The following is a 24,346-nucleotide window of genomic DNA, read 5'->3' on the forward strand; positions in this document are numbered from 1 at the left end:
TGGCTTGAGCCGGCCTGATGCAGACGACCCGCAGCGAGACCGCTGCCTGTCAGCAGATTCAACCCGCCGGCGCGCATGTGTCGCGCCGCGGATCCACTACCACGAACACGTTGCCGTGCCGCGCACGCAGTGACCGATCGCCGAACCGGATCGGGCGCGCCGGCAGATGCAAGTCAGAACGAGAGTATTGAGTGAACGTTTTCTTCGAGGAATCGGGCAGTTTCAAGGCCGGCAGCGTGCTGTCGCGCCAGGGCGACGCGTTTCAGGTCGAGTTGCCGGGCGGCCGGCGCGCCAAGGTGCGCGCCAAAGACGTGCTGATCGAATTCGACAAGCCGAGCGCGGCCGAACTGATGCAGCAGGCCGACACCGCCGCGCAGGACATCGACCTGGACTTCCTGTGGGAATGCGCGCCTGATGACGAATTCCCGTTCGCCACGCTGGGCGCCGAGTACTTCGGCGAAAGCTTCGGCTCGATCGAGCGCGCCGCGCTGGTGCTGCGCATGCACGGCGCGCCGGTGTATTTCCGCCGCAAGGGCCGCGGCATGTATCAGCGCGCGCCGCAAGAGCAACTGAAGATGGCGCTGGCCGGCCTCGAGCGCAAGCGTCAGCAGGCGCTGGTGCAACAGGGCTACGAGGACGAACTGAAGGCCGGCCGCCTGCCCGAAGCCTTCACCGGCAAGACGGCGCTCGCGTTGCTCACGAAGCCGGACAAGAACACCATCGAATACAAGGCGCTCGAAGTCGCGGCGGCCGCGCGCGGTATTTCGCAGGCGCGCCTGATGCTCGAATGCGGCGCGATTCCGTCGGCGCGCGCGCTGCACGAGGCGAAATTCCTGTCCGAGTTTTTCCCGCACGGCACCGGCTTTCCGCCCGTCACCGCCGGCAGCATGCCGGAAGATCTGCCGGAAGCCGACGTGCAGGCGTTCTCGATCGACGACATCACCACCACTGAAATCGACGACGCGTTCTCCGTCGAGCATCTGGCCGACGGCCGCGTGCGGATCGGCGTGCACATCGCCGCGCCGGCGCTCGGCATCCAGCGTGGCGACGAGGTCGACGCGATCGCGCGCACGCGGCTGTCGACCGTCTATATGCCGGGCGACAAGATCACGATGCTGCCCGATAGCGTCGTCGAAGCGTTCACGCTGGCCGAAGGCGGCTTGCGGCCGGCGCTGTCGCTGTATGTGATCGTCAATCGCGAGACCCAGGAGATCGTTGCGAGCGAAACGCGCGCCGAGCGCGTGTTCGTGAAGAACAATCTGCGCCACAACACGCTCGACGAAGTCGTTACCGAAGAGGCGCTCGCCGCCGGCACCGGCGACTATCCGCACAAGGAAGACATCGCCGTGCTGTGGCCGTTCGCGCAGGCGCTGTTCGAAAAGCGCCAGGCCGCGCGCGCCGGCTACGGTCTGCGCCGCGAAGTGCAGCGCAACACCGACTTCAACTTCTACGTGGAAGGCGAGCACATCACGATCACGCCGCGCCGGCGCGGCTCGCCGCTCGACACGATCGTCGCCGAGCTGGCGATTCTCGCGAACTCGTCGTGGGGCGCGTTCCTGCACGACCACGGCGTGCCGGGCATCTATCGCACGCAGCGCGCGTTCGGCGCGCCGAGCGGTCCGAAGCGCACACGCATGCAGACCAACGCCGCGCCGCACGAAGGTCTCGGCGTCACGCAATACGCGTGGAGCACGTCGCCGCTGCGCCGTTACGTCGACCTGGTGAATCAGTGGCAACTGATCGCCTGCGTGCAGCATGGCGTGACCGCGAAGCTGGCCGCGCCGTTCAAGCCCAAGGACGCCGATCTGTTCGCAGTCGTGCAAGGCTTCGACGACACCTACACCGCGTACGCCGATCACCAGCGCCGCATGGAGTACTTCTGGTGTCTGCGCTGGCTGAAGCAGGAGAACCGCAAGCAGGTGGTGGCGTCGGTGGTGAAGGGCGATCTGGTGCGCCTCGAAGAGATTCCGTTGCTGCTGCATGTGCCGGGCCTCGGCGTGCACGCGCGCGGCACGCGTTTGCAGATGGAAGTGATGTCGCTCGACGAGTTGACCGTCGAAGCGTCCGTGCGTCTGCTGCATGTGCTCGACGCGCCGACCGTGACGAGCGGCGGCGAAGCTGAGGAGGTCGACGAGGGCGACGAGGAAATCATCGACGCGTCCGACGACAGCGCCGAAGGCGAAGCCGAGGCTCAGGCCGAAGCGGAGCTGGACGACACCGCCGCGGCGGACGACGCCGACGCCGACAACAGCGACAACAGCGCGAGCGACGCAGCCGCCGACCAGCACATCGCGGAGCCGGGACGATGAGCACCAACCAGACACGCGACCGCTATGCGGTCATCGGCAACCCGGTCGGCCACAGCAAGTCGCCGTTCATTCATGGCCGCTTCGCCGCGCAAACCGGCGAGCCGGTCGAATACGGCCACCTGCTCGCGCCGGTCGATGCGTTCGTGCCGCACGTGCGCGCCTTCATCGAAGCGGGCGGGCGCGGCCTGAACGTGACCGTGCCGTTCAAGCTCGACGCGCATGCGTTCGCCGACACGTTGTCGCCGCGCGCCGCGGCGGCCGGCGCGGTGAACACGTTGCGCATCGATTCGAGCGGCGTTTACGGCGACAACACCGATGGCTTCGGTCTCGTGCGCGACATCGAGGTGAATCTCGGCGTGTCGCTGAAGGGCGCACGCATTCTGTTGCTGGGCGCGGGCGGCGCCGCGCGCGGTGTGGTGCTGCCGATGCTGGAGCGCATGCCGCATACGCTGACGATCGTCAACCGCACGGCCGCGAAGGCCGAAGCGTTGGTCGACCAGTTCGGGCAAGCCGCGCGCGACGCCGCGTGCCGTCTGACGGGCGGCAGTGCGCGCGCGGTCGAAGCGGGCACCTACGACGTGATCGTCAACGCGACGGCGGGCAGCCTGGACGCGTCGCTGCCCGAGTGCGACGACCAGGCGTTCGGCAACGGCACGCTCGCCTACGACATGATGTACGGCGCGCATCCGACGGTCTTCATGGAGCACGCGCGCAAGCTCGGCGCGCGCGGCGCCGACGGTCTCGGCATGCTGGTCGAACAGGCCGCCGAATCGTTTTACGTGTGGCGCGGCGTGCGCCCCGACGGCGCGCCGGTGCTGGCCGAGTTGCGTGCACTGCTGACGGCGCCGTCGCACACGTAGACCGGCGTAGCGCCTTGCGGAACTCACCGACTCGAGGACTGGACGCACGATGACAGCAACGCGGCGCGCAAGCCGGCCAGGTCCGGTGCGATGGACGGTTTATCTGGGCGCCGTGCTGGTGATCGCGTGGCTCGCGACGCAGGCGTTTTACTTCACGCAGATCGCGATCTGGAATTACGTGAATCCGCGTTCGACGGCTTTCATGCGCTCGGACGCGTGGCGTTTGTCGCAGGATCGGCCGGATCTGTCGGTGCAACATACGTGGGTGCCGTACGACCAGATCTCGCGCAATCTGAAGCGCGCGATCATCGCGTCCGAAGACGCGAATTTCGTCAACAACAAAGGCTACGAGACCGACGCGATCCTGCAGGCCTGGGAGCGTAACAAGGCGAAGGGCAGGATCGTGCGCGGCGGTTCGACGATCACCCAGCAGCTCGCGCGCAATCTGTTTTTATCCCGTGAGAAGAGCTATATCCGCAAAGGCCAGGAGCTGATCATTACCTGGATGCTCGAAACCTTGATGGACAAGGAGCGGATCTTCGAGATCTATCTCAACTCCGTCGAGTGGGGCAATGGGGTCTATGGCGCCGAGGCGGCCGGTCAGTATTACTACAAGACGTCGGCAAGCAAGCTGAGCGCCGCGCAGTCGGCACGGTTGGCGGTGATGCTGCCGAGGCCCAAATATTTCGATGAACACCGAGTGTCCGCCTATCTGGCTCAGCGCGCGCGCGTGATTGCGCGGCGCATGGGCGCGGCTGAACTGCCGGACTGAACGTTTTTCTTCTGCATGCACGGCGCACTCGCGCGTGCATGGCCTCGCGGGAAACTCCAATGGAACCGGGGCCGCTGCGTTACTTCATCAGCGTGATCGAGCACGGCAGAATGGGCAAGGCGGTGCTCGAACCGGGCGTCGTCACCTCTGCGTTGAGCCAGCGGATCGGCCGGCTCGAAAGCGAGCTGTCGACCCGACTATTGCAGCGCACCTCCAGCGGCGTCGTGCCGACCGATGCCATCTGATTACCGTCGACACGCCGACCTTCGGCAAGACCGTGCTGAAGCTCACGACCGCGGACAGTCTGATCGTGACCCTGAGCGTCGGCATTGGCAATTTCACATGGCAATTCAGCCCAAAAACACGTCAAATCCCATTATATGAATCCAGTATTCACATATTGGTGATTTCTCAAAAATCGCCCTACAATCCAAACCAATACGCAACGCGAGCCAGAAAGCCCAGCAATCTGACCGCGCAAATAGCGACAGCAAAAAAACCGGAGACAACGCCAAACCATGCCTAACAGCCCAAGGCAGCACCTCTGCGCCCGCAGCATCGCGAGTACTCAAGGCTTTTCCTCCGGCCCCGCGCAGTAAGCGCAAAACCATCCCAAAGCCAATCGCCATGAACAAAGCGATGCCCACTCACGCCGCGAGCGCGTCCGAAGCCGATCACGCGAGCAGCGCCGCAGCGCGTCCGGCCTCCGCCGCCAAAGCGTCGCGCGCCACCGCTCAACCGCCCGCCCTCGACGGCATCGCGCTGCCCAGCACGCTGCTGGACATCACGCCGCAGCAAGCCGGCACGCAAACGCTGTTGCGCGGCCTGGCGATTCTCGAAGCCGCCGCCGCCGGCGTGCGCGATCTGCGCACCTTCGGCGCCGCGCTCGGCACGACCCGCAGCACCACCCACCGGCTGGTCAGCAGCCTCGTGCAGGCGCGCTATCTGCGCCAGGTGCAGGGCGGCTATCTGCTCGGCCCGAAGCTGATCGAACTCGGCACCATCGCGCTCGAACAGATGCCGCTCACCGCAGTCGCGCGCCCGCATCTCGAATCGCTCGCCGAGCAAACGCTCGACACGATCCACCTCGGCGTGCGCGACGGCGACGACGTGCTGTACATCGACAAGATTCCTGGCACCCGCGGCCTCGAAATGCGCTCGCGCGTCGGGCACCGGATGCCGCTGGCGTCGACGGGGATCGGCAAGGCGATGATGCTCGACCTCACGCCGGACGTCTGGCAGTCGCTGTTCGACGCGTCGCGCCGCGCGCTCGCCGGCGTCACGTTCAAGCCGGACAATCGCCCCGACGCGCAGACCTTCATGCAGCGCATGACCAGCTACGCGGCCGGCGGGTACACGTTCGACCTCGAAGAGAACGAAGCGGCGATCCGTTGCGTCGCGGCCCCGGTGCGCGATGCGTCGGGCGCGGTGGTGGCGGCGCTGTCGGTGGCGAGCACGATTCCGTACATGCCGCTCGAACGCATGGACGAACTGATTCCGGTCGTGCAGCGCGAAGCGCGCGCGATCTCGGAAGAACTTGGCTGGCGCGCGCCGCAACCGACCACCCGCAGGATCAAACGATGACACAAGCGGGTTCTTCCACGCCGGCCAGCAGTCACCCGGTTGCAGGCGCCGTCGCCGATGCCGACGCCGACTTCGCGCACGCCGCGCTGATTGCGCTCGACTGGGGCACGACGTCGTTGCGCGCTTATCTGTACGACGCGGATGGCCAGGTGCTGGCCAGGCGCGCATCGGCGGCCGGCATCATGAATCTGCCGTGCAGCGCGGAACATGGCGGCTTCGACGCGGCCTTCGACGAGGTATGCGGCGCCTGGCTCGAACACGCGAGCGCCGTGCCGGTGATCGCGGCGGGCATGGTCGGCAGCGCGCAGGGCTGGCTCGAGGCGCCGTATGTCGACGCGCCGGCGAACGCCGATGCGCTGGTGGCCGGCATCGTCCGCGTGAAGGCGGCATGCGGCGCGACGCTGCATATCGTGCCGGGCGTGCTGCAACGCGGCGAACTGCCCAACGTGATGCGCGGCGAAGAAACGCAGATTTTCGGCGCGCTCAGCCAGGACATGAACGCCGCGAGTGTCGCGGAAAGCGGCAAGCGCGCGCTGATCGGGCTGCCTGGCACGCACGCGAAATGGGTGGTCGTGCAGGCGGGCCGTATCGAACGTTTTCATACTTTCATGACCGGCGAAGTGTTCTCGGCATTGCGCGAGCACACGATTCTCGGCCGCACGATGACCACGCCGGATCGTCCGGATACCGAAGCATTCCTGCGCGGCGTGAGCATCGCCCGTGAAAAGGGCCATGCGGGCCTGCTCGCAACCGTTTTCAGCTCGCGCACACTCGGCCTCACCGGACAACTGGCCGGCGACAGGCAGCCCGACTATCTGTCGGGCTTGCTGATCGGACATGAACTGGCCGGCCTGGAAGCCGTGCTGACGCAACAGCAGAGTTCGATCGCCGCACAAAGCCTGCGCCTGATCGGCAACGAAGCGCTGTGCGAGCGTTATCGCCTCGCGCTCGCGCAATTCGGCTGCACCCAGGCGGAGCTGGTGAAGCAGGCCACCGAGCGCGGTCTGTGGCGTATCGCCTCGCAAGCGGGGCTCGTCAATCCGGCCGCCCAGGCGGCGCGCGCCGGCTAACCGGCCGCACTATCGCTCACGAAACAAGGAACCGACATGCAGCCTCACATCAATCTGCCCGCACCGTACATGCCGCACGCGGGTTTGATCGCGGCGTTCGAAGTCTGTCCGCTGATCGCGATCATGCGCGGCGTGACTCCGGCCGATGCGGCCGATCACGGTCAGGCGCTGTACGAAGCGGGCTTTCGGATCGTCGAAGTGCCGTTGAATTCGCCGCAGCCTTTCGACAGCATCGCCGCGATCCGCAAGGTGTTGCCGGCCGATGCGATCGTCGGCGCGGGCACCGTGCTGCATCCGGGTTTCGTCAACGACGTGAAGTCGGCGGGCGGCGAACTGGTCGTGATGCCGCATAGCGACCCTGAAGTCGTGATCGCCGCGAAAGCGCAAGGACTGGCCTGCGCGCCGGGCGTCGCCACGCCGACGGAAGCGTTCATCGCGCTGAAGAACGGCGCGGACGTGCTGAAGATGTTCCCTGCCGAACAGCTCGGCTGCCAGGTCGTGAAGGCATGGCGCGCGGTGATTGCGGTGCAGGTGCCGCTGGTGCCGGTCGGCGGCATCACGCCGGACAATATGGGGCCGTTTCTGAGCGCCGGTGCGAATGGCTTCGGCCTCGGCTCGGGGCTGTACAAGCCGGGTCAGAGCGCGGCGGTGACCGCCTCGCATGCGAAGGCGTTCATCAACGGTTTGCGCGTTGCCCGCGCGGGCGCGAAGAAATGAAACGGCTCGCCGGCAAAGCCGCGTTGGTCACCGGCGCCGGGCGCGGCATCGGTGCGGCGATCGCGCTCGCGTTCGCCCGCGAGGGCGCGGCGGTCGTGCTGGCGGAACTGAATATCGACGCCGCGCAGCAGACGGCCGAGCACATCAAGTCGCAAACCGGCGCTCGCGTGCTCGCGGTGCACACGGACGTGACGCAATCAGCGTCGGTTCAGCAAGCGGTGCGCGAGGCCGAGCACGCGTTCGGCGTGCTCGACGTATTGGTGAACAACGCCGGCATCAACGTGTTCTGCGATCCGCTGACCATGACCGACGACGACTGGCGGCGCTGCTTCGCGGTCGATCTCGACGGCGTGTGGAACGGTTGCCGCGCGGTGTTGCCGGGCATGGTCGAACGTGGCGCGGGCAGCATCGTGAACATCGCGTCGACGCATGCGTTCAAGATCATCCCGGGCTGTTTTCCGTACCCGGTGGCCAAGCACGGTGTGATCGGTCTGACGCGCGCGCTCGGCATCGAATACGCGCCGCGCAACGTGCGCGTCAACGCGATCGCGCCGGGCTACATCGAAACGCAGTTGACGCACGACTGGTGGAACGAACAGGCCGATCCGGCCGCCGCGCAGCAGGCGACGCTCGACTTGCAGCCGATGAAACGCATCGGCCGCCCGGAAGAAGTGGCGATGACCGCGGTGTTTCTCGCGTCGGATGAGGCGCCGTTCATCAACGCTAGCTGCATCACGGTGGATGGCGGCCGCTCGGCGCTATATCACGACTGATTTTGCAGCACGCAGGTTGCGCAGGGGCGCAAGAGTACACCGGACGACGCGCTGGCCGCGTGTGTCATCACCGGTACAAGAAGACGCGGCCGCTTACCTTCTCGTTATCAATTAGTCAGGAGACACGCATCATGAAACGTAGAATTTTCCTCACGCTGGCAGCAGCGGCGACGGGTGTGCTCTTCAACGCGCCGGTCGCGCAAGCCGCCGACCCGGTCAAGATCGGCTTCCTCGTGAAACAGCCGGAAGAACCCTGGTTCCAGGACGAATGGAAGTTCGCCGAGATCGCCGCGAAGGAAAAGGGCTTCACGCTGGTGAAGATCGGCGCGCCGTCTGGCGAGAAGGTGATGAGCGCAATCGACAACCTGTCGGCACAGAAGGCGCAGGGCTTCGTGATCTGCACGCCTGACGTCAAGCTCGGACCGGGCATCGTCGCGAAGGCGAAGGCCGACGGCCTGAAGATGATGACGGTGGACGACCGTCTGGTGGACGGCGCGGGCAAGCCGATCGCGTCGGTGCCGCATATGGGCATCTCGGCGTACAACATCGGCAAGCAGGTCGGCGACGGTCTGGCCGCGGAAATCAAGAAGCGCGGCTGGGACATGAAGGACGTGGGCGCGATCGACGTGACCTACGAACAGCTGCCGACCGCGCATGACCGCACCACCGGCGCGACCGACGCGCTGGTGGCCGCCGGCTTCCCGAAGGCGAACATCGTCGCCGCGCCGCAAGCGAAGACCGACACGGAAAACGCGTTCAACGCCGCCAACATCGCGCTGACGAAGAACCCGCAATACAAACACTGGGTTGCTTACGCGCTGAACGACGAAGGCGTGCTCGGCGCGGTGCGCGCAGCGGAAGGCCGCGGCTTCAAGGCGGACAACATGATCGGTATCGGCATCGGCGGTTCGGACTCGGCGTTGAACGAGTTCAAGAAGCCGACGCCGACGGGCTTCTACGGCACGGTCATCATCAGCCCGAAGCGCCACGGCGAGGAAACCTCGGCGCTGATGTACGACTGGATCACGCAAGGCAAGGAACCGCCGATGCTCACGCTGACGACCGGCATGCTGGCCACGCGTGACAACGTCGGTGAAGTGCGCGAGAAGATGGGCCTCGCGTCGAAGTAAGGCGTTGCGGCGTAGTGCAATGAAGTGAAATGCCGGCGCGCTGTTTTCCAGGCGACTCCTGGAAAACAGCGCGCCGGCAGCAGCAATAAAAGATCAGCAGTAGAGACAAGCCATGCTTTGAGTCTGCCCGTGAGGTACGAGGTACGAGGTACGCCCAGGCGCGGTTCACATGAAACAGCAACTATCTTGCATGGGACCGGAGTAAGTGCTTTGCATGGGACCAGAGTAACGCGCTGAAGCGCGAACTCTGGCCGACAGCCAAATCGCCAACTCCAGTCGACATAGGAGGCGAAGTGTCAGCGACGCTACGTTTTGACAATATCGGCAAAGTCTTTCCAGGCGTGCGTGCGCTCGACGGTGTGTCCTTCGAGGTCAACGTCGGCCAGGTTCACGGCCTGATGGGCGAAAACGGCGCAGGGAAGTCGACCCTGCTGAAGATACTCGGCGGTGAGTATCAGCCCGACTCGGGCCACGTGATGATCGACGGCAACGAAGTGCGCTTCTCGAGCGCGGCGGCGTCCATCGCGGCGGGGATCGCGGTGATTCACCAGGAGCTGCAATACGTTCCCGATATGACGGTCGCGGAGAACCTGCTGCTCGGTCAGTTGCCGAACTCGCTCGGCTGGGTCAACAAGCGCGAAGCCAGGCGTTTCGTCCGCGAACGTCTCGAAGCGATGGGCGTGGCGCTCGATCCGAGTGCGAAGCTTCGCAAGCTGTCGATCGCGCAACGGCAGATGGTCGAAATCTGCAAGGCGCTGTTGCGCAACGCGCGTGTGATCGCGCTCGACGAGCCGACCAGCTCGCTGTCGCATCGCGAGACCGAAGTGCTGTTCAAGCTGGTGCGCGATCTGCGCGCCGACAACCGCGCGCTGATCTACATCTCGCACCGGATGGACGAGATCTACGAGTTGTGCGACGCCTGCACGATCTTTCGTGACGGCCGCAAGATCGCCTCGCATCCGACGCTCGAAGGCGTGTCGCGCGACACCATCGTCAGCGAGATGGTCGGGCGTGAAATTTCGGACATCTACAACTATTCGTCGCGGCCGCTCGGCGAGGTCCGTTTCGCGGCGAAGGCGATCGAAGGCCATGCGCTCGTGCAGCCGGCCAGCTTCGAAGTGCGGCGCGGCGAGATTGTCGGCTTCTTCGGTCTGGTGGGCGCGGGCCGCAGCGAGCTGATGCACCTGGTGTATGGCGCCGAGCACAAGAAGGGCGGCGAACTGCTGCTCGACGGCAAGCCGATCAAGGTGCGCAGCGCGGGCGAAGCGATCAGGCACGGCATCGTATTGTGCCCGGAAGATCGCAAGGAAGAGGGCATTGTCGCGATGGCGACCGTATCGGAGAACATCAACATCAGTTGCCGCCGTCACTATCTGCGCGCAGGGATGTTCCTCGATCGCAAGAAGGAAGCGGAAACCGCGGACCGTTTCATCAAGCTGCTGAAGATCAAGACGCCGAGCCGCCGCCAGAAGATCCGCTTTCTGTCGGGCGGCAATCAGCAGAAGGCGATTCTGTCGCGCTGGCTTGCCGAGCCGGATCTGAAGGTCGTGATTCTCGACGAGCCGACGCGCGGTATCGACGTCGGCGCGAAGCATGAAATCTATAACGTGATCTATCAGCTGGCCGAGCGCGGCTGCGCGATCGTGATGATCTCGTCGGAATTGCCGGAAGTGCTCGGCGTGTCCGACCGGATCGTCGTGATGCGCCAGGGGCGGATTTCCGGCGAGCTGGCGCGCCAGGACGCAACGGAACAATCGGTGTTGAGCCTCGCGTTGCCGCAAAGCTCGACCGCGCTGCCCGGAACCGAAACCGCTGCCCAGCAAGCGGCCTGAACATTATTCGGACGCAAGTCCGGCAACCCGTGGGGAACGGGAGGAGTCTTCATCATGCAAGCTAGAGAAAACCTCGCGCAGCAGGCCGCCAAAGGCGCGGCGGAAGCGCTGATTCCGCAGTCGAACGACAAGGCGAAATGGTGGCAGCAGATCACCGAGTACAGCCTGATCGTGATCTTCATCGTGATGTTCGTCACGATGTCGCTGACCGTCGACCACTTCTTCTCGATCGAGAACATGCTCGGCCTCGCGCTGTCGATCTCGCAGATCGGCATGGTCGCGTGCACGATGATGTTCTGTCTGGCCTCGCGTGATTTCGACCTGTCGGTGGGCTCGACCGTCGCGTTCGCCGGCGTGCTGTGCGCGATGGTGCTGAACGCGACCGGCAATACGTTCATCTCGATCGTCGCGGCGGTCGCGGCGGGCGCGGTGATCGGTTTCGTCAACGGCGCAGTGATCGCGTATCTGCGCATCAACGCGCTGATCACGACCCTCGCCACGATGGAAATCGTCCGCGGTCTCGGCTTCATCGTCTCGCACGGGCAGGCGGTGGGCGTGTCGTCGGATACGTTTATCGCATTGGGCGGCCTGAGCTTCTTCGGCGTGTCGCTGCCGATCTGGGTCACGCTGCTGTGCTTCATCGTGTTCGGCGTGATGCTCAACCAGACCGTGTACGGCCGCAATACGCTCGCGATCGGCGGCAATCCGGAAGCGTCGCGTCTGGCCGGTATCAATGTCGAACGCACGCGCGTCTATATCTTCCTGATTCAAGGCGCGGTGACCGCGCTGGCCGGTGTGATTCTGGCGTCGCGGATCACGTCGGGTCAGCCGAATGCGGCGCAAGGTTTCGAGCTGAACGTGATTTCGGCGTGCGTGCTGGGCGGCGTGTCGCTGCTCGGCGGCCGCGCGACGATTTCCGGCGTCGTGATCGGCGTGCTGATCATGGGCACGGTCGAGAACGTGATGAACCTGCTGAACATCGACGCGTTCTATCAGTACCTCGTGCGTGGCGCGATCCTGCTCGCCGCCGTGCTGCTCGACCAGTTGAAGAACCGCGGCTCGCGGGACTAAACGCGCAACTGAACCCGCCACTCATCACTTAGCTCTCAAAGGAATCGAACGATGTCGTCTCCGGCCAATGCAAACGCCCGTCTCGCGGACACCGCGTTCGCGCGCTATCCGAGTCTCGTCGACCGTACGGTGTTGATCACGGGCGGCGCGACCGGCATCGGCGCATCGTTCGTCGAGCATTTCGCGGCGCAGGGTGCGCGCGTCGCTTTCTTCGATATCGATGCGAGCGCGGGTGAAGCGCTCGCCGACGAGCTCGGCGATTCGAAACACAAACCGCTGTTCCTGCCGTGCGATCTGACCGATGTCGACGCGTTGCAAAAGGCCATCGCCGACGTGAAGGCCGCACTTGGGTCCATTCAGGTGCTGGTCAACAACGCGGCGAACGACAAACGTCACACGATCGGCGAAGTGACGCGCGAGTTTTTCGACGAGGGCATCGCAGTGAATATCCGCCACCAGTTCTTCGCGGCGCAGGCGGTGATGGAGGACATGAAGGCCGCCAACAGCGGCTCGATCATCAACCTCGGCTCGATCAGCTGGATGCTGAAGAACGGCGGCTATCCGGTGTACGTGATGTCGAAATCGGCGGTGCAGGGGTTGACGCGCGGCCTCGCGCGCGACCTCGGACACTTCAACATCCGCGTCAATACGCTGGTGCCGGGCTGGGTGATGACGGAGAAGCAGAAGCGTCTGTGGCTCGACGACAACGGCCGCCGTCAGATCAAGGAAGGGCAGTGCATCGACGCCGAGCTGGAGCCGGCCGACCTCGCCCGCATGGCGCTCTTTCTCGCCGCCGACGACAGCAGGATGATCACCGCGCAGGACATCGTCGTCGACGGAGGCTGGGCGTGAGCGCTGGCGCGCCGTCGCGCGCCGCTTCGCAGCGGGCGGCGTTGCTGCTCGACACGAAATGCACGCTCGGAGAAGCCGCGACATGGTGCGCGAAAACCGGCCGCTTCTACTGGACGGATATCGAAGGCGCGCGGCTGTGGCGCTACGATCCGGGCGATGGCCGCAGCACCTTCTGGCGCATGCCCGAGCGCCTTGCTTCGTTCGCGCTGTGTGCGAATCCGCATTACCTGTTGCTCGGCCTCGCCACGCACCTGGCGTTTTTCGATCTGGCGACCGGCGAGACGCAGCGCATCGTCGATGTCGAGCCCGGTCTGAACACGCGCGTGAACGACGGCCGCTGTGATCGTCAGGGGCGCTTCGTGTTCGGCACGAAAGACGAAAGCGCGCCGGCGCAACCGGTCGGCGGCTTTTACCGGCTGAATCATGATTTGTCGCTGGAGCGTTTGCCGTTGCCGGCGCCGGCGATTTCGAACAGCATCGCGTTCAGTCCCGATGGCGCGACGATGTACTACTGCGATTCGAAAATCCCGGAGATTCGCGTCTGCGACTATCGCGCGGACGGCAGCATCGCCAACGACCGGCTGTTCACCCGCGTGACCGACGCGGGCGTGGAGCCGGACGGCTCGACCGTCGATCGCGACGGTGGCTTGTGGAACGCGCAATGGGCCGGCGCGCGGGTGGTGCGCTACGGTCCCGACGGCGTTGAAACCGACCGCATCGACGTGCCGACCGCGCAGCCCAGTTGCGTCGCGCTGGGCGGCCCCCGACTCGGCACGCTGTACATCACGAGCGCGCGCGCCGATCTCGACGCCGCCGCTTTGGCGAAGGATACTCGGGCGGGCGGCGTGTTCGTCGCGACGACCGGACGGCGCGGTTTGCCCGAGCCGGAGTTCCAGCGCGCGCCCGCATAGCGCAGAATGACGCAGCCCCGGCAGCGAGGCCGCAGCGGCGGTCAGCCCGGCAATGATTTTGAAAGTGAATCAGAAGTTGATGTCGCAATTCCAGTGGCAGCAAATCGGCAGCATGCAGTTCGGACCCGGAGGCGACCCGTTCCAGAAAGTCGCCCTACAGCATCCGTCAGCAATGACGGCAACGTCCCCCGCCTCTCGATGGAGCCAGATATGACTGTTGCGAATCTTGTTTCCGCTTCTCCCCAAACCCGACGCTCGCGACTCGCCGCGGCGGCCAATCCGGTGCTGGCCGGGCCGAGCACGTCGGCGGTGGCGGTCGGCGAAGGCAGCGCCGGCGACGTCGCGTGCATTACGCTCGCCAACGTGCATTTGCGCCTCGACGTCGCGCCGACGCTCGGCGGCGGCGTTACCCGTTTTGACTGGCGCAACGACGGCGCGCTCACGCCGATCTTCCGGCGCTGCCGCCACGTCGGCGCCGACACGCAGCCGAACCAGCTGGCCTGCTATCCGCTGCTGCCGTATTCGAACCGGATCGGCGGCGGCCATTTCAACGTCGCGGGGCGGCGGGTCGAGGTGCCGCGCAATCGCGCCGACGAACCGTTGCCGATTCACGGCGACGGCTGGCTGTCGGCATGGCAGGTGGCCGAGTCGGATCGCGAAAATGTGCGTCTGACGCTCGATCGCTGTGACGGCAAGCCGTACGCGTTTCGCGCGACGCAAACCTACACGCTGGACGGTCCGACGCTCGTCGTCACGCTGGAGATCGAGAACGCGGGACGCGAGGCGCTGCCGTTCGGGCTGGGCGTGCATCCGTTCTTCGTGCGCGACGCGGATACCGAACTGTCGGCGGCGGCCGGCGGCCTGTGGCTGTCCGGCGACGACTGGCTGCCGAAGCGTCACGTGCCGGCGCCGCCCGCGTGGCAATTCGGCGTCGCGTATCCGTTGCCGGAGACCATCGTCAATCATGCGTTCACCGGCTGGAGCGGGCAGGCGGCGGTGGTGTGGCCCAAGCGCCGCCTGTCGCTTAACATCGCAGCGGACACCGACTACTACGTGCTGTACACGCCACCCGGCGAAGACTTCTTCTGCTTCGAGCCGGTCGATCATCCAATCAACGCGATGAATCTGGCCGGCGGCGCGTGCGAAAACGGCATGACCCTGCTGGGACGCGGCGAGCGGTTGACGCGCACGTTCCGCTTTACCGTCGAACGTACCGGCTTGCGGTCGATGCCGGGCGCGCGCGGGTCGCGTCGGCAGTAGCGGGGCGCAGCGAACGGGACGGCTCGGAGCCGTGCACGCCTTGGCGGGCGCCGCGGCATCGAACGGAACGACTCGCTGGCTACGGCGTGTGCAGCCCCGGCAGGCTGCCGGCCACCACGCGAGCACGCCTTGGACACGCCCCGGGGGCGGCCTGCCGCGCAGGACAGGTAAAATACGCGCCTCTTCCGTTTACCGGCTCGCCGCGAGACTCACCATGTCCAATTTCGTCCAGACACTCAACGACGCCTGGCAGCGCACCAACTCGCTGCTGTGCGTCGGCCTCGATCCCGAGCCCAGCAAATTCCCGGGCGCACTCGCCGGCCGCTCCGACGCGATCTTCGACTTCTGCCGCACCATCGTCGATGCGACGGCGCCGTACGCGTCGTCGTTCAAACCGCAGATCGCCTACTTCGCGGCGCATCGCGCGGAAGACCAGCTCGAGCAGCTGATCGCCCACATTCATGCGAATCATCCGGGCCTGCCGGTGATTCTCGATGCGAAGCGCGGCGACATCGGCAGCACCGCCGGGCAATACGCACGCGAGGCGTTCGAGCGCTATCAGGCGGACGCGGTGACGGTGAATCCGTACATGGGTTTCGATTCGATCCAGCCGTATCTGGAGCACCAAGGCAAGGGCGTGATCGTGTTGTGCCGCACGTCGAACCCGGGCGGCTCCGACCTGCAATTCCTGGAGACGGGCGGGCGTCCGCTGTATCAGGTCGTCGCGCAACTGGCGGCGGACAAGTGGAATGCGAGTGGCCAGCTGGCGCTGGTGGTCGGCGCGACCTTCCCGAAGGAGATCGAAGTCGTGCGCGGGATCGTCGGCGATATGCCGCTTCTGATTCCGGGCATCGGCGCGCAAGGCGGCGACGTGGAGGCGACTGTGAGCGCGGGCCGCACCGCGAACGGCACGGGCATGCTGATCAACTCGTCGCGGGCGATCATCTATGCGGGCAGGGGCGACGATTTCGCGCAAGCCGCAGCGAAGGCCGCGATGGAAACGCGCGACCGGATTAACGCGTTCCGGTAATCGAGGGGTGTGGCTGGTGGAGCTGGCAATGCCGGTAACGCCAGCTTTTGAGCGGCTTGGGTTCAGGCTGGTCTGAGGCGATGGTTCGGGACGGTTCTTCAGATCGTTCCGCCTGACCTGGCCCACCAGGCCTGATGCCAACGCAAGGCTATTTAAGCCGCCGGTCCGAGCCGCGCAATCAACCCCGCATGCTCCGGATGCTCCGCCTTCAACGCATCAATATCCGCCAGTTCGAACTCGCTGAACTCAAATCCCGGCGCAACGGTGCAGCCCACCAGCGCGAACGTCGCCGGATCGGCGCACTCCGCCGCAAACCACAAGCCCGCCGGCACCACCGCCTGAAACACCGCATCGGGATGCGTCAGTGGATTGCCCAGCTTATGCGTAACCAGCGTGCCGGTTTCGTCGAGCACGTGGACGTTCAACGGCTCGCCCGCATAGAAATGCCAGACTTCGTCGGACCCGATCCGATGCCACGCCGAATGCGCGCCGTCGCACAGCAGGTAGTAAATCGCGGTCGATGCCGAACGCGTCTGCGCTGAACCGTCCTCGCGGATCACGCGTCCCGCCGACCGATACGTTTCGTTGAAAAATCCGCCTTCAGGATGCGGCTTCAGATCGAAGCGGCGGATCAGTTCGTCCCTGGCTGCGAGTGAATCCGGCATCGTTCCCGCCATTCAAACAAGGGTCAATGTTCGCGTTCGTCGAGCAGCGCGAGCACCCCGCGCAACGCATGCGCGGCGGCCTGCACGCGGATCTGCTCGCGGTCGCCCTTGAAGATCTTCGTTTCCACCGACGTATGCAGCCGGTTGCTCCAGCCGAACGACACCATCCCGACCGGCTTGGTTTCGGTGCCGCCACCCGGGCCGGCGACGCCGGTAATCGACACCGACACCTGCGCGCGGCTATTGCGCAGCGCGCCTTCGGCCATCGCGCGCGCCACCGGTTCGCTGACCGCGCCGTGCTTGTCGATCAGATCGGCGGGCACGCCGATCATTTCGCTCTTCGCCTGATTCGAATACGTGACGAAGCCGCGCTCGAACCAGCCGCTGCTGCCGGAAATGTCGGTGATCGCGGTCGCCACCATGCCGCCCGTGCAGGACTCGGCGGTGACGAGCATCAGGCGCTCGTCGCGCAGGCGGTTGCTCACGCGAATCGCGAGCTGATGAACGACGGAATCGGTAGGCATGGCGTCAGTCAATCCGGAAAACGGGGGCCGGCGATGATGCGCGGCGCAAGGCGGCGATGGCCGGGCAGCGGTTAAACCGACATGCGCCAGAGCGCAATCACGAGCAACGTGAAAAAGGCGGCGACCAGGTCATCGAACATGATGCCAAAGCCACCTTTCAGACGGCGGTCGAAATAACTGATCGGCGGCGGCTTCACCATGTCGAAGAAGCGGAACACGATGAAGGCCCATAGCTGGCCGGTTAGCGTAACCGGCGTGACCATCAGCAGCACCAGCCAGAACGCGATGATTTCATCCCACACGACCGGCGACGGATCGTCGATGCCGAGCCGCTTCGCGGTAAAGCCGCAGATCGCAATGCCGCCGACAAAGCCGGCGCAGATCAGCAGGCCCCATTCGATCACGGTCAGATAGCGGCTCAGGACGGCGAACGAGGCCCATGCGAACAGCGTGCCGATCGTGCCCGGCGCCACCGGCGACAAGCCGCTGCCGAAACCCAGCGACAGAATGTGCAGCGGATGCGACAGCATGAAACGCGCGGTGGCGCGGCGCGGCTGAGGCCGCGGCGCGCGCGGTCCGGGCGTCTCGGGCGGCTGGCCGCCGATGAGATCGTCGGCGGGGCCGAGCGGGGGATCAGTCTGCATGAAAGTGATCGAAGCCTTGCAACGTCAGAGTGAGCGGCGCACCGGCGGCATCGCGCCAGTCGATCGCCGGGCGGTCGTGCGCCGCCTGGAGAGCGCTTATTGTACCGATGCGGCTGACCGGCACGCCCACCTCGCGTCCGGCTGCTTCGACCGCGGCGCGCGCGGTGGCCGGCGCGGTAAAGCACAGTTCGTAGTCGTCGCCGCCGGCCAGCGTGCAGCGTCGCTGGATCTCGGGCGTGAGCCGGCGCAGCGCGGCGGAACGCGGCACGGCGTCGACTTCGACCGTGGCGCGCATGCGCGAGCGTTCGAGGATATGCAGCAGATCGCCGGCAAGGCCGTCCGACAGGTCGAGCGCCGCATGCGCGATGCCGCGCAGCGCAAGGCCGAGCGCGACACGCGGCTCCGGGCGTTCGAGGGCGCGGCGAAACGTCGCAGCGTCGCTGGCATCGGCGCACCACTCGCCGCGCTGCACGCCGAGTCCGGCGCGCGCGTCGCCGAGCATGCCGGAAATCCAGATGTCGTCGCCAGGCTGCGCGGCGTCGCGGCGCAGCGCCGCTTGCGGCGGCACGCTGCCGAACACCGTCACGCACAGGTTCAACGGGCCGCCCGTCGTGTCACCGCCGATCAGCTCGCAGCCGTAGCGCTCCGCCAGCGCGAACAGTCCTTCGCTGAACGCGGCAAGCCACGCTTCGTCCGCGTTCGGCAACGAAAACGCCAGCGTGAACGCCTGCGGTCGCGCGCCCATCGCGGCGAGGTCCGACAGATTCACCGCGAGCGTCTTGTGACCCAGCGCTTCGGGATCGATATCGGCGAAGAAATGGCGGCCCTCCACCAGCATGTCCGTCGATATCGCCAGCATTTCGCCGGCGCGCGGCGCGAGCAGCGCGCAGTCGTCGCCGATGCCGAGCGTGCCGTCGGCGGCGTCGGACGGTCGGGCGGCGGCCCGGCGGGCAAAGAAACGGTCGATCAGCGAGAACTCGGAGAGCATTGTGGCGAATGGTGAACGGATAAGTGCCGCGAACTGCGGCTAACGGCGCGCATTGTACGAAGTTGCCACCCGAGCGGCGCCCGGCCCGCATGCAGCTCCGGTTCGGCTCGCGCCGCCGGCGAAGCATGCCACGCCGGCCTTTCGCTATGTTTAAGTCGCGGCAGTTGTACCCGTATTGAAGCAATCGCGTAGCCAATTGGGGCTACAATGCCGTCGAACGTCTATTCTAATCCGCACTTCCAAGCCCGCCTTATGTCGACTCCCGTCAATAGCAAACTCCGTGAAGCCGCCCTCGATTACCACGAGTTCCCGACCCCCGGGAAGATCGCGATCGCCCCGACCAAGCAGATGATCAACCAGCGCGACCTCGCGCTGGCGTATTCGCCGGGCGTCGCGTTCGCGTGTGAAGAAATCGTCGAAAACCCGCTGAATGCCGCGCGTTTCACCGCGCGCAGCAACCTGGTCGGCGTCGTCACCAACGGCACCGCGGTGCTGGGTCTCGGTAACATCGGGCCGCTCGCGTCGAAGCCGGTCATGGAAGGCAAGGCCGTCCTGTTCAAGAAGTTCGCCGGCATCGACGTGTTCGATATCGAGCTGAACGAGTCCGATCCGCACAAGCTGGTCGAGGTGATCGCCGCGCTCGAACCGACTTTCGGCGGCATCAACCTGGAAGACATCAAGGCGCCGGACTGCTTCATCGTCGAGCGCGAATGCCGCAAGCGCATGAAGATTCCGGTCTTCCACGACGACCAGCACGGCACGGCGATCGTCGTCGCGGCGGCGATCACCAACGGTTTGAAGGTGGTCGGCAAGGACATCAAGGAAGTCAAGCTGGTCTCGTCCGGCGCGGGCGCGGCAGCGCTGGCCTGTCTGGATCTGCTGGTCGATATCGGCCTGCCGCTCGAAAACATCACGGTCACCGATCTGGCCGGCGTGGTCTACAAGGGCCGCGTCGAACTGATGGACCCGGACAAGGAGCGCTTCGCGCGTGAAACCGACGCCCGCACGCTCGCCGAAGCGATCGGCGGCGCCGACGTTTTCCTCGGCCTGTCGGCTGGCGGTGTGCTCAAGCAGGACATGGTCAAGCAGATGGCCGACAAGCCGCTGATTCTCGCGCTGGCCAACCCGACGCCGGAAATCCTGCCGGAACTGGCGCTGGAAGTGCGTCCGGACGCCGTGCTGTGCACTGGCCGCACCGACTACCCGAACCAGGTGAACAACGTGCTGGTGTTCCCGTTCCTGTTCCGCGGCGCGCTGGATGCGGGCGCGACCACGGTGACGCGGGAAATGGAAATCGCGGCGGTCAATGCGATCGCCGAACTGGCGCGCCAGGAGCAGAGCGACATCGTCGCGACGGCATATGGCATTCAGGATCTGTCGTTCGGGCCGGAATATCTGATTCCGAAGCCGTTCGATCCGCGTCTGATCGTCAAGGTCGCGCCGGCAGTGGCGAAGGCCGCGATGGACGGCGGCGTCGCCGAGCGTCCGATCGAGGACATGGAAGCCTACGAACAGCATCTGCAGCAGTTCGTGTATCACAGCGGCACGACCATGAAGCCGATTTTCCAGCTGGCGCGCGGCGTCGAGCCGGAGAAGAAGCGCATCGTGCTGGCGGAAGGCGAAGAAGAGCGCGTGCTGCGCGCGATGCAGATCATCGTCGACGAGAAGCTCGCGAAGCCGATTCTGATCGGCCGTCCGGCGGTGATCGAGCAGCGCATCGCGCGCTACGGTCTGCGCCTGGTCGCGGGTCAGGACTACACGGTCGTCAACACCGATCATGACGAGCGTTACCGCGATTTCTGGCAGGAATACTACAAGATGATGTCCCGCAAGGGCATTACGCCGCAAATGGCGAAGCTCGAAATGCGCCGCCGCACCACGCTGATCGGCGCGATGCTGGTGAAGAAGGGCGAAGCGGACGGCATGATCTGCGGCACGGTCAGCACGACGCACCGGCATCTGCACTTCATCGATCAGGTGATCGGCAAGAAGGAAGGCGCGAAAGTCTACGCGGCGATGAACGCGCTGGTGCTGCCGAATCGGCAGATTTTCCTGGTCGATACGCACGTGAACGTCGATCCGACGCCGCAGCAGTTGGCCGAGATCACGATCATGGCCGCCGAGGAAGTGCGCCGTTTCGGTATCGAGCCGAAGGTCGCGCTGGTGTCGCATTCGAACTTCGGTTCGAGCAACGCGCCGAGCGCGCAGAAAATGCGCGACACGCTGGAGATCCTGCGCGAACGCGTGCCGGAACTGCAGGTGGACGGCGAAATGCACGGCGACGTCGCGCTCGACGCGAATCTGCGCCGCGACGTGCTGCCCGACTCGACGCTCGAAGGCGACGCGAACCTGCTGGTGCTGCCGAACATCGACGCGGCCAACATCTCGTACAACCTGCTGAAGACGGCGGCGGGCAACAACATCGCGATTGGCCCGATGCTGCTGGGCGCGGCACAGCCGGTGCATGTGCTGACGCCTTCGGCAACGGTGCGCCGGATCGTCAACATGACGGCGCTGCTGGTGGCGGACGTGGTCGCAACCCGCTGATTCCCGATCCGGGTGAGCATGGCGCCGGCTGATTGCGCGCCATGCAAAAAAACGGCGTGCCCGCAACGGGCACGCCTTAGGGTGAGCAGGGGATTGCCACCCAAATACGGCTAATGGCACAAAACAACCTTCAAGGACTGCAAGCCATGGCTCCCGCCATGAGGAATGAACGCGCATCCAGACAGCGTGCTGGTTAGTCTGTATTTCCCCTCCATTCTCACAGTCAAGCTAAGTTTAGTCTAATCAAGCTAAACATTCTGTCAAAAGTCGTCAAAATGCCGGCTGGCGTCTTTTCCGCACGATTTGGCGGGCTTCGTCTGCCCGGCGAACGTTGATTCCAAAGGCCATTAGCGATACCCTTACGACTTTCATGGTCGTCAAACTCGTGATCTAACAGCGGGGAACCCTGATACATGGCACGCAAGTGGCTGCGCATCAAAGGCGTGCTGATCGGTGCTGTTACGCTGTACGCGTTATCCGGCTCTGTGCCTGGCGCGTTTGCACGCGACTACACGGCCCCCGCCGATGCGAACGCGCAAGTGCAGGGCACGGTTGCGCTGGCGCAGTTGCCGCGCGAAGCGGTCAATACTTTGAACTTGATTGCTGCGGGCGGGCCTTACCCGTATGAGAAGGACGGCATCGTATTCGGCAACCGCGAACGGTTGCTGCCGGCCCATCGGCGCGGCTATTACCACGAATACACCGTTCCCACGCCTCACGCACGTAATCGCGGGGCGCGTCGCATCGTCTGCGGAGGTCCGCTACAGCGAACCGATAATTGTTACTACTCGGACGACCACTACACCAGTTTTAATCGTATTGTTGAATGACATCGGGATGAACGGCATGAGCGACAACGTCTACGCGCACGACACCGGAGTCGCGACGGATCTTTTCGCGGCCGGCGACGGCAATTTGTTCCAGCGCGTCATGAAGATGCGCGCCGGCGATCAGGGCCGCGACAACCAGGGCGAAGCTGGCACTGTGGTTTCATCGAACGAGGAGCCCATGAGTCTTTTCAAGACCGTACGACCGAACATCGTACAGTCGATCCGCGCGTTCCGCGTGCAGGATCTCGCTGACGAGGCCAGCCAGCTCGGCCAGCATTTTCTCTATGCGTATTGCGCCAACGCACTGTCCAAGCAGGAAGTGCTCGAGACCATCGCGACCTCGTTTCTGTTTCCCAAGCATTTCGGCAAGAATTACGACGCGCTCTACGATTGCCTGACCGACCTCGTCCATAAGGCCGGCACGCAGCCCGGCTTTGTGATCGTGCTCGAGCAATTGCCGGTTGCGCAGAAGTTCGATAAGGAAGGACGCGAGACGCTGCTTGATGTGTTCCGCGAAGCGGCCGAGTTCTGGGCTGAGCGCAAGGTGGCGTTCCGGGTGTTTTACTCGTTTGCCTGAACTTCGCGTGTCTGGGCACAGCTTGTCGCAGTAATGGAAAAGAAAAAGGCCCGCCAATCGGCGGGCCTTTTTCTTTTGGTGCTTGCGCCAGCAGCGTGAGCAGATGCGGCGCGCGACGACGTGCGGAAGCCGGCTTACCAGCCGCCCCAGCGAGCCGCCAGCGCCGACAGAACTGCAATGCCCGCGGTCTCGGTGCGCAGCACCCTTGGTCCAAGGCCGACGGCGGTAAAGCCGTGATCGGTGGCCGCCGCTTCTTCGGCTGCGGAAAAACCGCCTTCCGGGCCGACCAGCACGGTCACGCGGCCGTGCGGCGGGGTGGCGGGCAACGCCGAAAAACTGATGCTGGCGCGCGGCGACAGCAGAATGCGCAGCTCATCTTCGCCGGGCTCGCGAGGCAGCGCGCCGAGCCAGGTGGCGATCTCGCGCACCGGCATGACTTCCGGCAGACGATTGCGCCCGCATTGTTCGCACGACGCGCGCACGATCCCTTGCCAGTGCACATGCCGCCGCTGCGCGCGTTCGCCGGCAAGACGCACGACGCTGCGCGTGGTGGTCAGCGGCACGAAGCACGACACACCGAGCTCGACCGCCTTTTCAATCAGCCAGTCCATCTTGTCGCCGCCGGCAATGCCTTGCGCCAGCGTGAGGTGATACGGCGCCTCGACTTCGATAGGGCGGAATTCGCGAATTCTCACCGTGGCCGAGCGGCGCTCGACCTCGACGAGTTCAGCGCTGTATTCACCGCCCTCGCCGTTAAAAAGCACGATCGAATCACCGGGCTGCAAACGCAGCACGAGAATGTGGCGCACGACGTCATCGGGAAGCTGCATGATGTCGTCGGGGTTGAGCGGCGTACCGACGAAGAAGCGAGGCATCAAAAAAATACTCATTGGCTCAGGAAATGTGGCGAGCGAGCGCCCAACGGTAGCCGTCCGGATCTTCTACCTGAGCGAACCGGTCGCCCCAGAATTGATCTTGCGGCTCGCTCAGCGATTTTGCGCCGGCAGCCAGTGCCCGCGCATAAACCGCGTCGACATCGTCGACATAGACATAGAACGATTGCGGGGCGATCGCGTCCGCGCTTTTGGGTGTTTTCGCAGCCGAGCCGAACGCGCCCTCCGGCGCGAACATCACGATCAACTGGCCTTGATAGGTCATCTCGACGTGCATGACGACGCCGTCGTCCTGGACACTGTCGCGAACTTCGAAGCCGAAAGCCGCAGCGAAGAACGCTGTCGCGGCACGCGCGTCGCGTACCGTCAGATAGGGGGTCAACCAGGGCACACCGGCTGGGCGGGGGGCGGTCATGGGATTCTCCGGATCTTGAGGGTTTGCGGGACGCATGCTGCGAGTCCAAGCCGACGCTCGCGTATCGATGTACCGATCGCGCGGTCCGACTC

The 24,346-nt window shown here is 65.0% G+C and carries 24 protein-coding genes and 1 pseudogene; 18 read left to right on the forward strand and 7 right to left on the reverse strand.

All coding sequences use genetic code 11. The features are described from left to right. Positions 1-191: 191 nt before the first annotated feature. The 4 genes and pseudogenes from HV744_RS08195 to HV744_RS08210 form a co-directional block, all read left to right on the forward strand. Positions 192-2,309, forward strand: a complete 2,118-nt coding sequence (locus HV744_RS08195) for a ribonuclease catalytic domain-containing protein (RefSeq protein WP_175149032.1) — start codon at positions 192-194, stop codon at positions 2,307-2,309. After that, positions 2,306-3,169: a shikimate dehydrogenase gene (gene aroE / locus HV744_RS08200; protein WP_175149033.1), complete on the forward strand. Its 864-nt coding sequence runs from the start codon at positions 2,306-2,308 to the stop codon at positions 3,167-3,169. The genes HV744_RS08195 and aroE overlap by 4 nt, the downstream gene beginning before the upstream one ends. Before the next feature lie 49 nt (positions 3,170-3,218). Further along, positions 3,219-3,941, forward strand: coding sequence for a monofunctional biosynthetic peptidoglycan transglycosylase (mtgA, locus tag HV744_RS08205; protein ID WP_175149034.1), 723 nt, complete (start codon positions 3,219-3,221; stop codon positions 3,939-3,941). Between the two features lie 59 nt (positions 3,942-4,000). Then, positions 4,001-4,180, forward strand: a pseudogene (locus HV744_RS08210) (helix-turn-helix domain-containing protein); the annotation flags it as partial. Between the two features lie 111 nt (positions 4,181-4,291). Here HV744_RS08210 and HV744_RS08215 read toward each other — a convergent pair. Next, positions 4,292-4,570, reverse strand: coding sequence for a hypothetical protein (locus tag HV744_RS08215; RefSeq protein WP_175149035.1), 279 nt, complete (start codon positions 4,568-4,570; stop codon positions 4,292-4,294). On the opposite strand from HV744_RS08215, the gene HV744_RS08220 reads away from it, so the two are divergent. The 11 genes from HV744_RS08220 (at position 4,569) to pyrF (ending at position 16,171) form a co-directional block, all read left to right on the forward strand. Beyond that, positions 4,569-5,525, forward strand: coding sequence for an IclR family transcriptional regulator (locus HV744_RS08220; RefSeq protein ID WP_175149036.1), 957 nt, complete (start codon positions 4,569-4,571; stop codon positions 5,523-5,525). The genes HV744_RS08215 and HV744_RS08220 overlap by 2 nt on opposite strands. Then, positions 5,522-6,595 carry a 2-dehydro-3-deoxygalactonokinase gene (locus tag HV744_RS08225; protein ID WP_175149037.1) on the forward strand — a complete coding sequence of 358 codons (1,074 nt, stop codon included), beginning with the start codon at positions 5,522-5,524 and terminating at the stop codon, positions 6,593-6,595. The genes HV744_RS08220 and HV744_RS08225 overlap by 4 nt, the downstream gene beginning before the upstream one ends. A gap of 36 nt (positions 6,596-6,631) precedes the next feature. Then, positions 6,632-7,312, forward strand: a complete 681-nt coding sequence (locus HV744_RS08230; RefSeq protein ID WP_175149038.1) for a 2-dehydro-3-deoxy-6-phosphogalactonate aldolase — start codon at positions 6,632-6,634, stop codon at positions 7,310-7,312. Next, positions 7,309-8,085, forward strand: coding sequence for an SDR family oxidoreductase (locus HV744_RS08235; RefSeq protein WP_175149039.1), 777 nt, complete (start codon positions 7,309-7,311; stop codon positions 8,083-8,085). Before HV744_RS08230 ends, HV744_RS08235 begins: the two co-directional genes overlap by 4 nt. 131 nt (positions 8,086-8,216) lie before the next feature. After that, positions 8,217-9,215: an arabinose ABC transporter substrate-binding protein gene (locus tag HV744_RS08240; RefSeq protein WP_175149040.1), complete on the forward strand. Its 999-nt coding sequence runs from the start codon at positions 8,217-8,219 to the stop codon at positions 9,213-9,215. 293 nt (positions 9,216-9,508) lie between these two features. Continuing rightward, on the forward strand, positions 9,509-11,047 hold the full coding sequence (gene araG / locus HV744_RS08245; protein ID WP_175149041.1) for an L-arabinose ABC transporter ATP-binding protein AraG: 1,539 nt from the start codon (positions 9,509-9,511) through the stop codon (positions 11,045-11,047). Between the two features lie 54 nt (positions 11,048-11,101). Continuing rightward, the gene (gene araH / locus HV744_RS08250; RefSeq protein ID WP_175149042.1) at positions 11,102-12,118 is read left to right on the forward strand and encodes an L-arabinose ABC transporter permease AraH; all 1,017 of its coding nucleotides are present in this window, start codon (positions 11,102-11,104) and stop codon (positions 12,116-12,118) included. A gap of 51 nt (positions 12,119-12,169) precedes the next feature. Next, positions 12,170-12,970 (forward strand): SDR family NAD(P)-dependent oxidoreductase, encoded by an 801-nt coding sequence (locus tag HV744_RS08255; protein WP_175149043.1) that lies wholly within the window; start codon positions 12,170-12,172, stop codon positions 12,968-12,970. Next, a complete protein-coding gene (locus HV744_RS08260) occupies positions 12,967-13,881 on the forward strand; it encodes an SMP-30/gluconolactonase/LRE family protein (RefSeq protein ID WP_175149044.1) in 915 nt (304 codons plus the stop codon). The genes HV744_RS08255 and HV744_RS08260 overlap by 4 nt, the downstream gene beginning before the upstream one ends. Positions 13,882-14,091: 210 nt before the next feature. After that, complete coding sequence (locus HV744_RS08265; RefSeq protein ID WP_175149045.1) at positions 14,092-15,141, forward strand: aldose 1-epimerase; 1,050 nt, start codon at positions 14,092-14,094, stop codon at positions 15,139-15,141. A 214-nt stretch (positions 15,142-15,355) separates the two neighbouring features. Then, positions 15,356-16,171: an orotidine-5'-phosphate decarboxylase gene (gene pyrF / locus HV744_RS08270; protein ID WP_175149046.1), complete on the forward strand. Its 816-nt coding sequence runs from the start codon at positions 15,356-15,358 to the stop codon at positions 16,169-16,171. Between the two features lie 152 nt (positions 16,172-16,323). Here the strand turns inward: pyrF and HV744_RS08275 are convergent, their stop codons facing one another. The 4 genes from HV744_RS08275 to thiL form a co-directional block, all read right to left on the reverse strand. Then, positions 16,324-16,836: a cupin domain-containing protein gene (locus HV744_RS08275; RefSeq protein ID WP_175149047.1), complete on the reverse strand. Its 513-nt coding sequence runs from the start codon at positions 16,834-16,836 to the stop codon at positions 16,324-16,326. 23 nt (positions 16,837-16,859) lie between these two features. Continuing rightward, positions 16,860-17,360: a CinA family protein gene (locus HV744_RS08280; protein ID WP_175149048.1), complete on the reverse strand. Its 501-nt coding sequence runs from the start codon at positions 17,358-17,360 to the stop codon at positions 16,860-16,862. A 71-nt stretch (positions 17,361-17,431) separates the two neighbouring features. Then, positions 17,432-18,004 (reverse strand): phosphatidylglycerophosphatase A family protein, encoded by a 573-nt coding sequence (locus HV744_RS08285; protein WP_175149049.1) that lies wholly within the window; start codon positions 18,002-18,004, stop codon positions 17,432-17,434. Continuing rightward, positions 17,994-18,992: a thiamine-phosphate kinase gene (thiL, locus tag HV744_RS08290; protein WP_175149050.1), complete on the reverse strand. Its 999-nt coding sequence runs from the start codon at positions 18,990-18,992 to the stop codon at positions 17,994-17,996. Before thiL ends, HV744_RS08285 begins: the two co-directional genes overlap by 11 nt. Positions 18,993-19,199: 207 nt before the next feature. Here thiL and HV744_RS08295 point away from each other — a divergent pair, with 207 nt between their 5' ends. The 3 genes from HV744_RS08295 (at position 19,200) to HV744_RS08305 (ending at position 22,946) form a co-directional block, all read left to right on the forward strand. Then, positions 19,200-21,539, forward strand: coding sequence for an NADP-dependent malic enzyme (locus tag HV744_RS08295; RefSeq protein ID WP_175149051.1), 2,340 nt, complete (start codon positions 19,200-19,202; stop codon positions 21,537-21,539). A 413-nt stretch (positions 21,540-21,952) separates the two neighbouring features. Continuing rightward, on the forward strand, positions 21,953-22,369 hold the full coding sequence (locus tag HV744_RS08300; protein ID WP_175149052.1) for a ribonuclease: 417 nt from the start codon (positions 21,953-21,955) through the stop codon (positions 22,367-22,369). Between the two features lie 16 nt (positions 22,370-22,385). Beyond that, entirely contained in the window at positions 22,386-22,946 is a 561-nt protein-coding gene (locus tag HV744_RS08305; RefSeq protein ID WP_175149053.1) for a barstar family protein, read from the forward strand. A 134-nt stretch (positions 22,947-23,080) separates the two neighbouring features. Here HV744_RS08305 and HV744_RS08310 read toward each other — a convergent pair whose 3' ends face one another. After that, entirely contained in the window at positions 23,081-23,821 is a 741-nt protein-coding gene (locus tag HV744_RS08310; protein ID WP_175149054.1) for a 16S rRNA (uracil(1498)-N(3))-methyltransferase, read from the reverse strand. 19 nt (positions 23,822-23,840) lie between these two features. After that, positions 23,841-24,254 carry a VOC family protein gene (locus HV744_RS08315; RefSeq protein ID WP_175149055.1) on the reverse strand — a complete coding sequence of 138 codons (414 nt, stop codon included), beginning with the start codon at positions 24,252-24,254 and terminating at the stop codon, positions 23,841-23,843. Positions 24,255-24,346: the final 92 nt, after the last annotated feature.

This window comes from Paraburkholderia ultramafica, from assembly GCF_902859915.1.
GTDB classification, from domain to species: Bacteria; Pseudomonadota; Gammaproteobacteria; order Burkholderiales; family Burkholderiaceae; genus Paraburkholderia; species Paraburkholderia ultramafica.